At 72.7% G+C, this 14,533-nt stretch carries 12 protein-coding genes; 7 read left to right on the top strand and 5 right to left on the bottom strand.

Features of this window, described 5'->3' with window-relative positions:
- Positions 1-168: 168 nt before the first annotated feature.
- On the bottom strand, positions 169-3,354 hold the full coding sequence (locus tag CLV52_RS02510; RefSeq protein WP_162850681.1) for an efflux RND transporter permease subunit: 3,186 nt from the start codon (positions 3,352-3,354) through the stop codon (positions 169-171).
- Positions 3,355-3,473: 119 nt separating this feature from the next.
- On the opposite strand from CLV52_RS02510, the gene CLV52_RS02505 reads away from it, so the two are divergent.
- Both CLV52_RS02505 and CLV52_RS02500 read left to right on the top strand, forming a co-directional pair.
- The gene (locus CLV52_RS02505) at positions 3,474-5,564 is read left to right on the top strand and encodes an APC family permease (protein ID WP_246017913.1); all 2,091 of its coding nucleotides are present in this window, start codon (positions 3,474-3,476) and stop codon (positions 5,562-5,564) included.
- A 181-nt stretch (positions 5,565-5,745) separates the two neighbouring features.
- Positions 5,746-6,648 (top strand): PDDEXK family nuclease, encoded by a 903-nt coding sequence (locus CLV52_RS02500; protein ID WP_133764538.1) that lies wholly within the window; start codon positions 5,746-5,748, stop codon positions 6,646-6,648.
- An 86-nt stretch (positions 6,649-6,734) separates the two neighbouring features.
- Here the strand turns inward: CLV52_RS02500 and CLV52_RS02495 are convergent, their stop codons facing one another.
- Positions 6,735-7,931 carry an NAD(P)-binding domain-containing protein gene (locus CLV52_RS02495; RefSeq protein WP_133764536.1) on the bottom strand — a complete coding sequence of 399 codons (1,197 nt, stop codon included), beginning with the start codon at positions 7,929-7,931 and terminating at the stop codon, positions 6,735-6,737.
- 132 nt (positions 7,932-8,063) lie between these two features.
- Between CLV52_RS02495 and CLV52_RS02490 the strand changes: the two genes are divergently transcribed.
- Positions 8,064-8,234, top strand: a complete 171-nt coding sequence (locus CLV52_RS02490) for a DUF3073 domain-containing protein (protein ID WP_133764535.1) — start codon at positions 8,064-8,066, stop codon at positions 8,232-8,234.
- Between the two features lie 182 nt (positions 8,235-8,416).
- On the opposite strand, the gene purM is transcribed toward CLV52_RS02490, so the two are convergent.
- Positions 8,417-9,562, bottom strand: a complete 1,146-nt coding sequence (gene purM, locus CLV52_RS02485) for a phosphoribosylformylglycinamidine cyclo-ligase (RefSeq protein WP_133764533.1) — start codon at positions 9,560-9,562, stop codon at positions 8,417-8,419.
- A 35-nt stretch (positions 9,563-9,597) separates the two neighbouring features.
- Here purM and purF point away from each other — a divergent pair, with 35 nt between their 5' ends.
- The 4 genes from purF (at position 9,598) to CLV52_RS02465 (ending at position 13,824) form a co-directional block, all read left to right on the top strand.
- The gene (gene purF / locus CLV52_RS02480) at positions 9,598-11,067 is read left to right on the top strand and encodes an amidophosphoribosyltransferase (RefSeq protein ID WP_133764531.1); all 1,470 of its coding nucleotides are present in this window, start codon (positions 9,598-9,600) and stop codon (positions 11,065-11,067) included.
- A gap of 445 nt (positions 11,068-11,512) precedes the next feature.
- Positions 11,513-12,424 carry a cation diffusion facilitator family transporter gene (locus CLV52_RS02475; protein ID WP_133764529.1) on the top strand — a complete coding sequence of 304 codons (912 nt, stop codon included), beginning with the start codon at positions 11,513-11,515 and terminating at the stop codon, positions 12,422-12,424.
- 30 nt (positions 12,425-12,454) lie between these two features.
- Positions 12,455-13,243 carry an alpha/beta fold hydrolase gene (locus tag CLV52_RS02470; protein WP_246017912.1) on the top strand — a complete coding sequence of 263 codons (789 nt, stop codon included), beginning with the start codon at positions 12,455-12,457 and terminating at the stop codon, positions 13,241-13,243.
- Positions 13,244-13,269: 26 nt separating this feature from the next.
- Complete coding sequence (locus tag CLV52_RS02465; RefSeq protein ID WP_133764527.1) at positions 13,270-13,824, top strand: hypothetical protein; 555 nt, start codon at positions 13,270-13,272, stop codon at positions 13,822-13,824.
- On the opposite strand, the gene CLV52_RS02460 is transcribed toward CLV52_RS02465, so the two are convergent.
- Both CLV52_RS02460 and CLV52_RS02455 read right to left on the bottom strand, forming a co-directional pair.
- Positions 13,800-14,144, bottom strand: coding sequence for a hypothetical protein (locus CLV52_RS02460; RefSeq protein WP_133764526.1), 345 nt, complete (start codon positions 14,142-14,144; stop codon positions 13,800-13,802). The genes CLV52_RS02465 and CLV52_RS02460 overlap by 25 nt on opposite strands.
- Complete coding sequence (locus tag CLV52_RS02455) at positions 14,141-14,512, bottom strand: sterol carrier family protein (RefSeq protein ID WP_133764524.1); 372 nt, start codon at positions 14,510-14,512, stop codon at positions 14,141-14,143. Before CLV52_RS02455 ends, CLV52_RS02460 begins: the two co-directional genes overlap by 4 nt.
- Between the last annotated feature and the right edge of the window lie 21 nt (positions 14,513-14,533).

The following is a 14,533-nucleotide window of genomic DNA, read 5'->3' as shown; positions in this document are numbered from 1 at the left end:
GCACGCGTCGCGCGTCGGCAGCGGGCCGTGGGAGCGCGTCGGATGCGACGCGCCGACGGCCTTCGGACTCCACTGAACGGTCCCGGCCGACCCTGCAGTGTACCGCCGACCCGCACGAGCACGTCAGCAGGAATCCTCCGAGCGGCGGCGCGCCGACTCGAAGCGGGGTCAGGCGCGGGAGGCCGCCGCCCGGTCGAGGGGAGGGCCCTGCTTCGCGGCCTTCCGGGCGCGGCGCTCGTCCCGGCGCTCCCGGCGCCCCTCCACGAGGAAGTACAGCGTCGGCAGCACGATCAGGGTCAGCACCGTGGAGGAGACGAGGCCGCCGATCACCACGATCGCGAGCGGCTGCGAGATGAACCCGCCGTGCCCGGTCAGCCCGGACGCGAGCGGCACGAGCGCGAAGATCGTCGCCAGCGCGGTCATCAGGATCGGCCGGAGGCGCCGCGAGGCGCCGTCGAGCACCGCGTTCCGCACCGTCTCGCCCTTCTCCCGGTACTGCCGCACGAGGTCGATGAGGACGATCGCGTTCGTCACCACGATGCCGACGAGCATGATCAGGCCGATCACGGAGGCGACCCCGAGCGGGATGCCGGAGACGAGTTGGAGCAGGATCGCGCCCGTCGCCGCGAACGGCACCGAGATCAGGAGCAGCAGCGGCTGCCGCAGGCTGCGGAAGGTCGCGACCATGATCGTGTAGACGATCAGGATCGCGGCGAGCAGCGCGAGGAACAGCTGCTGGAACGCGCTCGTCTGATCGGAGGCGAGCCCGCCGAGGGTCGCGGAGGCGCCGCCCGGCAGCTTGAGGCCGTCGACCGCCTTCTGCACGTCCGCGATCGCGGCGCCCGTGTTCGTGCCCTTCGGGGTCGCGGTGACGGTCGCGCTGCGCGCGCCGTCGGTGCTCGTCACGGTCGCCGGCTCGGTGTCGAGCGCGACGGTCGCGAGGGAGGAGAGCTGCTTCGTCCCCGTGGCCGTCGGGACGTCCAGCGACTTCAGCGCGTCGAGCGTCTTCGGCGGGTCCTGTGCCTGCAGGTACACGGTGATGCTGTCGTTCCCGACCGTGATCGAGCCGATGTCCGTCGGCTGGGTCTGTGCCGCGACGTACTGGGCGAGCGACGCCTCCGTGAACCCCGCCTTCGCGGCCGCGTCCGCGTTCACCCGCACCGCGAGGTACTGCTGCGTCGCGGACAGGTTGCTGCTCGCCTCCGCGATGGAGGGCAGCGAGCGCACCTTCTCGAGGATCCGGGAGGCCGACGCGTCGAGCGCGTCGACGCTGCCGGCGGCGATGTCGACCTCGATGTCGCTCGAGGTGCCGAAGCCCTGCCCGGTCGAGACCTCGAACTCCCCGCGCGAGCCGCCGAGTCGCTCCCGGATCCGCTGCTGCAGCGCGTCCTGGTCGAGGTCCTCCGCGGTCGTGACGTTGTAGGTGATCTGCGAACCCGCACCGCCGACGAACGCGTCACGAGCGGCGTTGCCGCTCGTGCCGATCGAGGCGGCGACGATGCGCACCCCGTCGATCGACCGGAGCTTCCGGTCCACGGTCCGCGCGTCCGCGGTCTGGTCGTCGAGGCTCGTGCCGTCCGCCACCGTCTGCGTCACGGTCAGCGTGTTCTGGCCCGTCGAGCCGAGGTAGTTCGTCTGCAGGCGCGGCACGAGGAATCCGGTCAGCACGAGCACGACGAGCGCCGCGAGCACGGTGAGCCAGGGGTGCCGCAGGGTGCCGGAGAGGATCGGCCGGTACGCGCGCTGCAGCGGGGGCAGGCGCTTCGCGGACTCCCGCCTGCTGCGGCCCGGCCGCAGGAACCAGTAGGAGAGGACCGGCACGATCGTCAGCGCGACGAGCAGCGACGACGCGAGCGCCATCGTGACGGTGAGCGCGAACGGCCGGAACAGCTCGCCCGCCGTGCTCCCGACGAAGGCGATCGGGAGGAACACGGCCACGGTCGTCGCCGTGGAGGCCGTGACGGCGCCCGCGACCTCCCGGACCGCGTCGAGCACGACCTTGCGCCGCGCCTCCGGCGTCACGCGCTTCCGGTCCTCGCGACTGTTCGCGAACCCGGGCAGGTCCTCCCGGAAGTGCCGCGCGATGTTCTCGGTGACCACGATCGAGTCGTCGACGACGCGGCCGACGGCGATCGTGATCGCGCCGAGCGTGAGGATGTTCAGCGAGTACTGGGCCGCCTGCATCCCGATCAGCGTGATGAGGACGGAGGTCGGGATGCTGATGGCGGAGACGAGCGTCGCCCGGATGCTGAGCAGGAACAGCAGGATCACGACGACCGCGAAGATCAGCCCGAGGCCGCCCTCCTGCAGCAGCGAGTCGATCGACTGCGTGATGAACGGCGCCTGGTCGAACACCGGGGTGAACGCCCCGCCCGGCCCCAGCGCGCCACGCAGGTCCGGCAGCGCGTCCGCGACCTCGCGGGAGACCTGGACGGTGTTCGCGTCCGGCAGCTTCGTGACCGAGACGGTGAGCGCCGGCTTGCCGTTCACGAGTGCGACCGTGGTGACCGGGTCCTGCTCCTGCCGCACGGTGGCGACGTCGCCGATCCGCGGCGGCCGGTTCAGCGTACTCCCGGAGGCCGCCGACGCGCCGCGGAGGTTCCACTGCTGCTGCGTCACGCCGGACAGCGGCAGCGCCGCGATGTCGCTCGGGCCGCCGAGCTCGGTGCCGATCTCGATGGCGCGGGTGCGGCCGTTCTCCGTGACCGTCCCGCCGGGCACGAGGGCGCCGGAGGCCTGCAGCGTCTGCGAGATGACGGAGGTCTGCAGCCCGTGGTCCGCGAGCGCGTCCTTCGGCACGATCGTGATGCGGGTGCCGGGAGCGCCGGCGAGGCTCGCGGCCCGCACCCCGTCGAGCTTCTCGAGCTTCGGGAGGACGGAGTCGTTCACCGCGGTCGCGAGCTCGGTCGTCGAGGCGTCGCCCGTGACCGAGACGGCGACGATCGGGAAGTCGTCGAGGCTGCCCGCGACGACCTGCGGCTGCACGCCGTCCGGCAGCGTCGACTGCAGCCCGTTGATCGCGGCGCTGACCTTCTGCTCGGCGTTGTCGAGGTCCGTCCCGAAGGCGAAGCTGATGCTGACCGTCGAGCTGCCCGTCGCGGAGGTCGACGAGGTCGTGTCGACGCCGCGGATGCCGCGCACCGCCTGCTCGATCGGCTTGCTGACGCGTTCGCTGACGATCTCGGGCGACGCCCCGCGGTAGGTCGAGACGACCGCGAGCTGCGGGAACTGGATCGACGGGATCAGCTCCTGCCGCAGTCCCGTCGTCGCGAGCACGCCGAAGAACGCGGCGACGACGGTGACGAGCGCGATCAGCGCGCGGTTGCGGAGGCTGAACGCGGCGAGGATCTGCACCCGCCGATTATCGCTGACCGATCGGACAGCGGCGGCCTCCGGCCCTCCGATCCCGCCGTGCATCCACAGGACGAACGGGGTTGTTGACAGGTACTGCCCCGGGAGTACTCTCGGCGCTCGTGAATTCGGCGCCCGACGACGAGAGCCGACGCGTCAAACGCCTGATCCTGGGCGAAAAGCTGCCCTCCCACAAGCTCGAGGACCAGCTGCTGCCGAAGCACCTGGCGCTGCCGATCTTCGCCTCGGACCCCCTGTCGTCGGTCGCCTACGCGCCGCAGGAGCTGCTGCTGATCCTGCTGCTCGGCGGCACCGCGTTCCTCGCCTTCGCCCCCTGGGTCGCCGCGGTCGTCGTCCTGCTGCTCGCGGTCGTCGTCCTGTCCTACCGGCAGCTGATCAAGGCGTACCCGTCGGGCGGCGGCGACTACGAGGTCGCGCAGAAGAACCTGGGCGAGCGCCCCGCGCTGGTCGTCGCGTCCGCGCTGCTCGTCGACTACATCCTCACCGTGTCGGTCTCCGTCGCCTCCGGCGTGGACAACATCATCTCCGCGGTGCCGCAGCTCGCGGGCGTGCGGGTCGAGATGGCCCTCGTGATCGTGGTCGTGCTCGCGGGCGTGAACCTCCGGGGCGTGCGCGAGTCGAGCAAGGCGTTCGCCCTCCCGACCTACGTGTTCATCGGCAGCGTGGCGCTGATGGTTGTCGTCGCCGTGATCCGGACGCTGCTCGGGCAGCCGCCCGTCGCCGAGAGCGCGCGGTACACGGTGCACGCGGACCAGGTGACGCAGGTCGGCATGGTGCTGCTCGTCCTCCGCGCGTTCGCGAGCGGCTGCTCGGCACTCACGGGCGTGGAGGCGATCGCGAACGGCGTGCCGGCCTTCCGGCGGCCGAAGGTGCGGAACGCGCAGCGGACGCTGACGGCGATGGGCCTCATCGCGATCTGCCTGTTCGTGGGCCTGCTCGCGACGGCGCTCGTGGCCGGGGTGCACTACGCGGAGACGCCGTGCGACCTCGTCGGCTGGACGGCCTGCGCGACCGCGCCGCAGCCGAGCCTCATGGCGCAGGTCGCCGCCGCGACGTTCGGGGCCGCGTCGCCGCTGTTCTACCTGGTGCAGGCGGCGACGGCGCTCGTCCTCCTGCTCGCCGCGAACACCGCGTTCAACGGCTTCCCGCTGCTCGGCAGCGTGCTCGCGCGGGACGGCTACGCGCCGAAGGCGCTCTCCACGCGCGGCGACCGGCTCATCTTCAGCAACGGCGTCATCGTGCTGTCGGCCGTCGCGGCGCTGCTGCTGCTCGTGTACCAGGCGAGCGTCTCGAACCTGATCCAGCTGTACATCATCGGCGTCTTCGTCTCGTTCACCCTCGGGCAGACGGGCATGGTGCGGCACTGGATCCGGCTGCTGCGCCGGCGCGCTCCGGGCCGGAGCGCGACGATCCGCAGCCTCGTCATCAACCTCGTCGGCGCGAGCATGACGGCGACCGTCCTCGTGATCGTCACCATCACGAAGTTCACCCACGGGGCGTGGCTCGTCTTCGTGATCATGCCGATCCTGTGGTTCCTCATGCTCGGCGTGAACCGGTACTACCGGGACGTCGAGAAGGAGATCGAGGTCGACCCGCACACGACGTTCGGCGCGAAGGGCGACCACGCGATCGTGCTCGTCGGCCGGATGCAGAAGCCGGTGCTGAAGGCGCTCGACTACGCGATCGCCGCGAAGCACGACTCCCTCGAGGCCGTCCACGTGTCCATCGATGACGCCGCGACGAAGCGGCTCGAGGACGAGTGGGCGCTCATGAACATCGCGGTGCCGCTGACGGTCGTCCCCTCGCCGTACCGCGACATCAGCGTGCCGCTGATCAAGTACGTGAAGGCGCATCGCGCGACCCACGGCGCGGAGGTCGTCACGGTCTACACGCCGGTGTACGTGGTCGGGCACTGGTGGGAGCAGCTGCTCCACAACCACAAGGCGCGGCGGATCCGGCAGAAGCTGATGCTCGTGCACGGCGTGACGCTCGCGCTCGTGCCCTGGCTGCTCGACTCCTCGCAGCTCATCTACGGACGCCGCTCCCGCCCGATCCCCGGCCAGGACCGCCGCGGCGAGCCGGTGCGCCCGAGGATGCCCGCGCGGCGGCACGTGCACGCCGGCCGCCCGGTGCCCCCGGAGCCGTCCGCCCCCGCCTCCCCCGAGCCGGAGAAGGACCTCACCCGCAGCTGAGCCGCGCGGATCCGCATTCCGTCCGCGGATCCGGAGATCGTCGACGACGCGCCGCGAGTCATGCCTGTCCTGCGGAGTGTCGCGGAGGATCTCCGGATCCGCGAAGGGGTGCGCCCCGTCTTCCACTCCTCCACAGTCCAGAACGCTGCGAGCAGGACGGGCGTCCGCCGCAGTCCCGGCCATGGCCACGGATCGCGCCGTCATCATCGCCCTCGCACAGGAGGTGCTTCGAAGAAACCACGGGCTGGCGCCGCTCCGCCGATTCGTCGAAGCAGGACTCTCCGGCACGGACATGGGGCGCCTCCGACACCTCGGCGTCGTCCGCCGACCCCGGATCGGCTGGTACCTCGACCCCTCCGCGCCGTCCGGAGCGGAGCGCGCGGTACGCACTGGGGGACTGCTCGGCTGCTTCGCCGCCGCGGAGTCCTACGGCCTCTTCATCCCCGAGGGGCTGGACGGGCGCCTCCACGTCAGTGTCCTGCCGGACGTCACGCGACTGCGACGATCGGACGACGCGACCCGGCATGTGCATGCCGGGGAGGACCGTGCGGTGCGTCTCCACTGGGAGCGACGACTCCAGCCCGCTCGCGGATGGCGGGTCTCCCCCGTCGATGCGCTGCTGCAGATGGCGCACTGCACCACGACCCGATGGCTCACGGCGGCGATCGACTCCGCTCGCAACCAGGCCGCAGGGCCGCCCGTCCTCCCGTCGGAGGGGACGGTGCTGCTCCGATCTGCCCTGCCCGCGAACCGGACGGCGGCAGTCGACCGGAGCGATCCGCTCGCCGAGGCGGTCGGGGAGACGTTCCTCCGGCTCGAGACGCAGGATCGCCGCCTTCCGTGGCGCAGCCAGGCATGGCTCACCCAGCTGTACCGGACGGACGGCCTCGTCGACGAGTGGTTGCCCGTCGAATCCGACGGCATCAAGCACCACTCCGGACGAGCGGTGATCAAGGACCGTGAGCGCGACGCGGTGATCGCCTACTTCGGCACCCCGCCGCTCCGCTTCACCCACCACGCCGCCGTGCATGACACCGCGTACGTCGGCGACGTGATCGAGCAGGTATGGCGACGAGGTCGATGACTCGCGGATCCGGAGATCCGACGCGGCACACCGTCGAGCGCGGGCTGCACCCGGCGTGTCGCGCAGGATCTCCGGATCCGCGGAGGTCAGGCGTCGGTGAAGAAGCGCGCCATCAGCTGGGCGACGTGGTCCTGCGGGTCCGGCTCCTTGGGCACCTGGAGGACGGCCGTGATCGTGTCGGGCGTCGCCTCGACCGGCGCCGTCGTCTCCCCGAGCGCCGCGAACACCTGCCGCGCGAGCGTCCGGCCGGCGCGATTCGCGCCGATGGTGCTCGCCGTCGGGCCGTAGCCCGCGAAGAAGATGCGCGGGTCGCGCTCCGCGGCGCCGCTCGTCACCTGCACGCCGCCGGCCTTCTCGTGGAGGCGCAGCGGGCTCAGGTGCCGGATGTCGGGCCGGAACCCGGTCGCCCACACGATCGCGTCGATGCGCTCCCGCGAGCCGTCCGGCCAGACGACCGCCTCGCGCTCGAGGTGGTCGAACATCGGCCGCGGCGCGAGCACGCCGCGCTCGATCGCCGCCGCGATCCGCCGCGTCTTCGGCACGCCGGTGCCCGAGACGATCGAGGGGAGCGCTCGTCCCGAGCGCGCCGCCGCGTCCTGCTGGTCGACCGCGGCGACGGCGGCCTCCAGGTCGAGCGTGCCCTGGTCCAGGTACTCGACCGGGCGGCGGGTGGCCCAGAACGTCTTCGCGGCGACGCCCTCGAGCTCGAGCAGGAAGCCGATGGCGGAGGTGCCGCCGCCGACCACCAGCACGCGCAGCCCGGCGAAGTCCGCCGCGTCGCGGTAGGTGGAGGTGTGCACCTGGCGACCCGCGAAGTCGCGGACCCCCGGGTAGTAGGGCACGAAGGGGGCGCCCCAGGTGCCGGTCGCGTTCACGACGACGCGGGTGGTGATCTCGCCGGCGGTCGTGCGGACGACGAGGTCCGCCCCCCGGTCGTAGACGGCCGCGACGGTGACCGGTCGGCGGACGTCGAGGCCGAAGAAGCGCTCGTAGTGGCCGTAGTACTCGCCCACGACGTCGCGCGCGGGGCGGCTGCGGTCGGCCGTCTCGAACGTGATGCCGGCCCGGCGCATGCCCGGCAGGTCGTGGACGCGGTGCGCGGATCCGAGGCGGAGCGCCTCCCACCGGTGCTGCCACGCGCCGCCCGCTCCGGGCCCGCGGTCGAGGATCACCTGATCGACGCCGCTGCGGACGCCGAGGCGCTGGAGGTAGTACGCGACCGACAGGCCGGCCTGCCCCGCCCCGATCACCACCACGTCGACGTGCGCGGGAACTGCGACCACGGCCGACCCCCTCCCCCGGCGCGAGCGCCGACCACCATCCTGCCGCAACCGTGCGTGTTACGATGATCGCCAGTTTTCGCATTTCCGCCGCCTCTTCACCCACGCGGCGAGGACGACATGAGGGGGTCACGCATGGGGCGAGGCCGTCAGAAGGCGAAGCACACGAAGATCGCTCGCGATCTCAAGTACTTCAGCCCGGAAACGAACTACAACGCCCTCGAGGCGGAGATCGGGTCCCACTCGACCGAGGCGCACGCCGGCTGGTCGGAGGAGGACTTCGCGGAGAAGGACTCGCACCGCTGATCGCGGCGCACTGCTCGCCGTCGAGGACTCCGGCGAGCGCTTTCCTGCTCGGTCACGCCGTGGGCTTCTCGGCAGGCTGAGCATCTGAGCAGGCCGTGCTCACTTCGGCAGGCTCCTGGGCGTCTCCGCAGCCTGCGCGAGTGCGCGCAGCCTGCTGAAGCGCTCGAGTCGACGCGGCTGACTCAGCCGGCGTAGGCGCCGACCAGGCGCACGGCGCCGCCCTCGACGCCCTTCGCGCCCTGCACGTACGAGTCGTCCGCGAGCCCGCGCTCGACGACGCCGACCTGCCACGTCCGGATCCCGGCCGCGTCGAGCGACCCCGCGATCCGCCCCGCCGCGGACGCGTCGACGACCGCGAACATGCCGATCCCGAGGTTCCATGCGCCCTCGACGTCCGCGAGCGGGAATCCCCCGAGGTCCGCGAGGACCGTGAAGACCGGCGTCGGCGTCCACGTCGACCGGTCGAGGTCGACGCGGGCGCCGGGCGGCAGCACCCGGGCCAGATTCGCGGCGAGGCCGCCGCCGGTCACGTGCCCGAGCGCGTGGACGGCGCCGCCGTCGGGCCCGTCGAGCACGTCCAGCAGGTCCGCGGTGTAGAGCCGGGTGGGCTCGAGCAGCGCCTCCCCGAGCGACGTGCCGTAGTCCGCGACGCGGGTGTCGTAGCGCAGGCCCGCGTCCCGGATGATGCGGCGGACGAGCGAGTAGCCGTTGCTGTGCAGCCCGGAGGAGGCGAGCGCGAGCACGACGTCGCCCTCGCGGACGCGGTCGGCGCCGAGCAGCCGGTCCGCCTCCACGACGCCGACCGCGGCACCCGCGACGTCGTAGTCGTCGGGCGCGATGAGATCCGGGTGCTCGGCGGTCTCGCCGCCGACGAGCGCGGTGCGGGCGCCGGCGCAGGCGCGCGCGATGCCGTCCACGATCGCGGCGATGCGCTCCGGGACCACCCGGCCGCACGCGATGTAGTCCGTCATGAACAGCGGCGCGGCGCCGACCACGACGATGTCGTCGACGACCATCCCGACGAGGTCCTGCCCGATCGTGTCGTGCTTGTCGAGCGCCTGCGCGATCGCGATCTTCGTGCCGACGCCGTCGGTGGACGTGGCGAGGATCGGCCGCGTGTAGCGGGTGAGCGCGGACGCGTCCCAGAGCCCGGCGAACCCGCCGACGCCGCCCAGGACCTGGGGTCCGTGCGTCGCGGCGACCGAGCGCTTCATCAGCTCGACGGCCGTGTCGCCCGCGTGCGTGTCGACCCCTGCGGCGGCGTAGCGATCGACCGGGGCGCCCTGGGCACGGGTCGGGACCGCCGGATGGGAGGATGGTCCCTGCACCACTCGAGCCTAAAGCCAAGGGGATCCCTACCCGAATGTGCGGCATCGTCGGCGTCTCCGCCGCCCAGCCGGTCAACCAGCTCATCTACGACGCGCTGCTGCTGCTGCAGCACCGCGGTCAGGACTCGACTGGGATCGCGACCGATGAGAACGGCTCCTTCCACATGGTGAAGGTCAAGGGCCAGGTCCGGGAGGCGTACCGCACCCGCGACATGCGCACGCTGCTCGGCAGCACCGGCCTCGGCCACGTGCGCTACGCGACCCGCGGCTCCGCGGCGAGCGAGCAGGAGGCGCAGCCCTTCTACGTCAACGCCCCGTACGGGATCCTGCTCGTGCACAACGGCAACCTCACGAACGTGCGGGAGCTGCAGCAGGACCTCTTCCACGTCGACCGCCGGCACCTGAACAGCGACTCGGACACCGAGCTGCTCGTGAACGTGCTCGCGAACGAGCTGCAGTCGCAGCTGTCGGGCCTCGAGCTCGACCCGGCGCAGGTCTTCACCGCGGTCAGTCGCGTGCACGAGCGGGTGGAGGGCTCCTACGCCGCCATCGCGCTCATCGCCGGCCGCGGGCTGCTCGCGTTCCGCGACCCGTTCGGCATCCGGCCGCTGACCCTCGGCCGGCGCAGCGCCGACCACCTGCCCGGCGTCCAGCGCGACGAGTGGATGGTCTCCTCCGAGTCGCTCGTGCTCGAGAGCAACGGGTACGAGGTCGTGCGCGACGTCCTCCCCGGCGAGGCCGTCTTCATCACCCCGGACGGCGAGCTGCACCTGCAGCAGTGCGCGAAGAACCCGCGCCTGGTGCCGTGCTCGTTCGAGTACGTCTACCTCGCCCGGCCGGACTCGACCATGTCGGGCATCTCCGTGTACGACGCGCGGCTCCGCCTCGGTGACCGCCTCGCGGACACCGTCGCCACCCACACGCCGATGGGCGACATCGACGTCGTGATGCCGATCCCGGACTCCGCGCGGCCCTCCGCGATGCAGCTGGCGCAGCGCCTCGGCGTGAACTACCGCGAGGGGTTCTACAAGAACCGATACGTCGGGCGGACGTTCATCATGCCCGGGCAGGCGGTGCGCAAGAAGAGCGTGCGGCAGAAGCTGAACGCGCTCGGCACCGAGTTCAAGGGCAAGAACATCCTCATCGTCGACGACTCGATCGTGCGCGGCACGACGAGTCGCGAGATCGTCGACATGGCGCGCGCCGCCGGGGCCAACAAGGTCACGTTCGCGTCCGCGGCGCCGCCCGTCCGCTACCCGCACGTCTACGGCATCAACATGCCGTCGCGCCGCGAGCTGATCGCGGCCGGCCGGAAGATCCCGGAGATCGCCCGCGAGCTCGGCGCCGACCACCTGATCTATCAGGAGGTCGACGACATGCGGGACGCGATCCTCGAGGGGTCCGACCTCACCGAGCTCGAGATGAGCTGCTTCACCGGCGAGTACGTGACGGGCACCGTCAGCGACGAGTACCTGCAGTGGGTCGAGGCCAACCAGCTCTCCTGACGGGCGACCCCCCGCCTCCCCCGGACTGGGGGCGGGAAACATGGGGACAGACAGGTCGTTCTGTCCTCATCGGGTGCTACATTCGTGTCGGCGGCACCCACCGCCGTACTACCCGATACGACCGCTCAGGTCCGCCGCACCACCCCCGAGGTGCATGGACCGGCAGCACTGGACTTCCCCCGCGACGTGCTGCTGCGGTCTCCCGGATGATGACGCCGGGCAGCGACTCCCCCGCACAGCTGCCCGGCGTCTTTCCGTACGGCGCCCAGTGCCGCGCCGCCGCCGCTGCGGCGCTGCTGCGTCGCTTCGCGGGGCGTGGACCGCCCCGCGGCACGGACCACCGGGTCGAGGGGTTCACCGATACGGGGATCCGGTCGACGCGTCCGCCCGGGTCGTCGCATCCGAGAACACCGCCCTGCGCCCCCGGTGCTTCACACTTGGGGGCATGCACGACCACGACCACGGGCACGGCGGGACGCCGACCCGCGCGCTCGCCGTCGTGCTCGCGATCACCGCGTCCGTGCTCGTCGCGGAGGTCGTCGGCGCGCTGCTGACCGGCAGCCTCGCGCTCCTCGTCGACGCCGCGCACGTCCTCACCGACGTCCTCGGTCTGGGGCTCGCCCTCGCGGCCGCCCGGCTCGCCGCGCGCTCGGCGACCGCGCGCCGCACCTACGGCTGGGCGCGGGCGGAGGTCCTCGGCGCGGCCGCGCAGGCGGCCGTGCTGCTCGGCGTCGGCGTGTTCGTGGTCGTCGAGGCGATCCGCCGGTTCACCGAGCCCGCCGACGTCCCGGGTCCCGCGCTGCTCGTCTTCGGCGCGATCGGTCTCCTCGGCAACCTCGTCGCCGTCGTCGTGCTGCGGCGGTCGGGCGGCGCGGACCTCAACACCCGGGCCGCCCGGCTCGAGGTGCTGAACGACGCGCTCGGCTCCGTCGGCGTCCTGATCGCGGGCCTCGTGATCGCCCTCACCGGCTGGACGCGGGCGGACGGCGTCGCCGCGCTGCTCGTCGGCGCCCTCATCGTGCCCCGCACCCTCCTGCTCCTCCGCGATGCCCTCGACGTGCTGCTCGAGGCCGTGCCGCGCGGCCTCGACCTCGAGGAGGTGCGCGGGCACCTGCTCGAGCAGGAGCACGTGCTCGCCGTGCACGACCTCCACGCGACCCGGGTCTCGTCGTCGCTGCCCGTGCTGTCCGCGCACGTCGTGATCGAGCCGGTCTGCTTCCGGAACGGCACGGCGCCCGCGGTGCTCGACGCCCTGCAGCACTGCGTCGCGGCGCACTTCCCCGTCTCCCTCACCCACTCGACGTTCCAGCTCGAGCCGCCGGCCCACACCGCGCACGAGGCCGGCACCCACGCCTGACGCGCCGCTGATGCGGCAGGATCGGCGGCCGTGAGCCTGCTGCCGCCGCCCGCCGAGCCGAAGCGCGTGATGGCGCCGGACGGCGTGCCCATCGCGACCTACGACCTCGGCGACCCGGACGGACCGGTCGTGCTCGCCGTCCACGGGTTCGCTTCGTCGGCGTACGCGAACTGGATCGCGACGGGCTGGGTCCGGGAGCTCGACCGCGCCGGGTACCGCGTGATCGCGATCGACCAGCGCGGCCACGGGAGCAGCGGGAAGCCGCACGACCCGGCCGCGTACTCGATGGCGCTGCTCGTGGACGACGTGCGGACGGTTCTCGACACCTACCTCGTCGACGAGGCGGTCTACGTCGGGTACTCGCTCGGCGCCCGCGTCGGCTGGCACGCGGCGCTCGGCAGCACGCACGCGATCACCCGCGCCGTGCTCGGCGGGATCCCGGACGGCGACCCGCTCACGCGCTTCCGCGTCGACGAGGCGAAGCGCGCGATCGAGCACGGCGAGCCGGTGACGGACCGGCTCACGCAGGCGTACCTGACGATGGCGTCCGGCATCCCCGGCAACGACCTCACCGCGCTCGTCGCGCTGGTCGAGGGGATGCGCGGCGGCGAGCAGCCCGATCCGGCGAACCCGCCGCAGCAGCCGGTGCTCTTCGCGGCCGGCAGCGAGGACCCGATCGTCGACGCCTCCCGACGGCTGGCCGAGGCGTCCTCGATCGGCGAGTTCTTCCTCATCCCGGGGCGCAACCACTTCAACGCGCCCACCGCGGGCACGTTCCGCACCCGGGCGCTCGAGTTCCTCGCCCGCCCGGCCGACTAGCCTCCGATCGGATCGGAGGAGGCCGCATGTCGTTCCGCGTCCGCGAGGCCCTCGGCCGCGGCGTCCTCGGGATCCTCATCGGGTCGATGTCGGTCCTCCTGTTCGCCGACCGCCGGACGCCCGTCCCTCCCCCGCAGCCGATCGCGCTCATCGCCCTCGGTGTCGGCGCGCTGATCGGCGTCCTGTTCGCCGGGACGACGCTGCTCGTCCGGCAGCGGCAGGGGAGCGGGCGGGAGGTCGTGCACCGGGCGGTGCGGACCGGGCGTCTCCCGGAGGACGTCGACGACGCGACGCTCGGGCGCCTGCTCCGGCAGCGCCGGGAGCGGCTCCTCGGCTACCGATGGACCTGGCCCGCGCTGGCCGCGCTGCAGACCGCGGTCGGCGTGCTGCAGCTGCTCGGCCCCCGCACGACCCCGTACGGGCGGATCGGGTGGACGGTCGACGTCGCCGTGTGGATCGGGGCCGCGATCGCCTTCGGCGTGCTCTCCCGGCGCGACCTGCCGGTCACGGCCCGGCTGCTCGCGGAGCTGGAGGACCGCGCCGTCCCGAGCGGACCTCAGGACCGGTCGACGTCCTCCTGATCGACGGGACGCTCCGCGACGGGCTCCTCCGGGCGCTCGACGGGTGCGGGCGCGGTCCGCTCCGCCTCGACGATGCGGGCCCCGCGCTCGCTCACGCGGTCGACGACGAGCGCGACGACCGCGCCGAGGGCCGCGCCGAGCGGCGCGAGCAGGAGGGCAAGGAATCCGACGGCCTGCGGCGTCGAGATGGTGGCGTCCGCCGGCGTGACGTTCACCGCGACGACCGCGACGAGCACGCCGAGGACGGCGCCGATCAGCAGGAACGTCCCGATCTTCGGGCTGCGCCGCACCCGGACGGATCGACGCTGCGGCTCGCTCATCCGCCGACCCTCGGCCGCCAGAGCGGCAGCCGGCCGGTCAGGTCGGCCCGCGAGCCGGAGGCCTGCACGGCGCCGGCTTCGACCGCGTCGGACCAGCCGCGGCTCCCGGTCGCGAGGTGCAGCCAGACCTGCGGCGTCATCTCCACCACGTTCGGCGGGGTGCCCCGCGTGTGCTTGAGGCCCTCGATGCACTGCACGGCGCCGTAGGGAGGCACGCGCACCTCCACCGCTCCGCCGGGATAGCGCTCGGCGAGCAGCTGCAGGAGGTAGCGCACCGCGGTCGCGGTCACCGCGCGGTCCGCGTCCCCGGCGACGGACGCGGCGACCGCCTGGTCGCCCTCGCCGTCCGGGATCCGTGCTCTCGCCACAGAGGAGAACGGTACGCGGCC

The sequence above is a fragment of the Amnibacterium kyonggiense genome (assembly GCF_004364555.1).
In the GTDB taxonomy this organism is placed as follows: Bacteria; Actinomycetota; Actinomycetes; order Actinomycetales; family Microbacteriaceae; genus Amnibacterium; species Amnibacterium kyonggiense.
This window is presented reverse-complemented; position numbering and strand designations above follow the sequence as displayed.

Bases quoted from the DNA above. Each gene is read 5' to 3' on its own strand.
- CLV52_RS02500 (WP_133764538.1), top strand. From the start codon at position 5,746: ATGGCCACGGATCGCGCCGTCATCATCGCCCTCGCACAGGAGGTGCTT.
- CLV52_RS02490 (WP_133764535.1), top strand. From the start codon at position 8,064: ATGGGGCGAGGCCGTCAGAAGGCGAAGCACACGAAGATCGCTCGCGAT.
- purF (WP_133764531.1), top strand. From the start codon at position 9,598: ATGTGCGGCATCGTCGGCGTCTCCGCCGCCCAGCCGGTCAACCAGCTC.
- CLV52_RS02475 (WP_133764529.1), top strand. From the start codon at position 11,513: ATGCACGACCACGACCACGGGCACGGCGGGACGCCGACCCGCGCGCTC.
- CLV52_RS02465 (WP_133764527.1), top strand. From the start codon at position 13,270: ATGTCGTTCCGCGTCCGCGAGGCCCTCGGCCGCGGCGTCCTCGGGATC.
- CLV52_RS02460 (WP_133764526.1), bottom strand. From the start codon at position 14,144: ATGAGCGAGCCGCAGCGTCGATCCGTCCGGGTGCGGCGCAGCCCGAAG.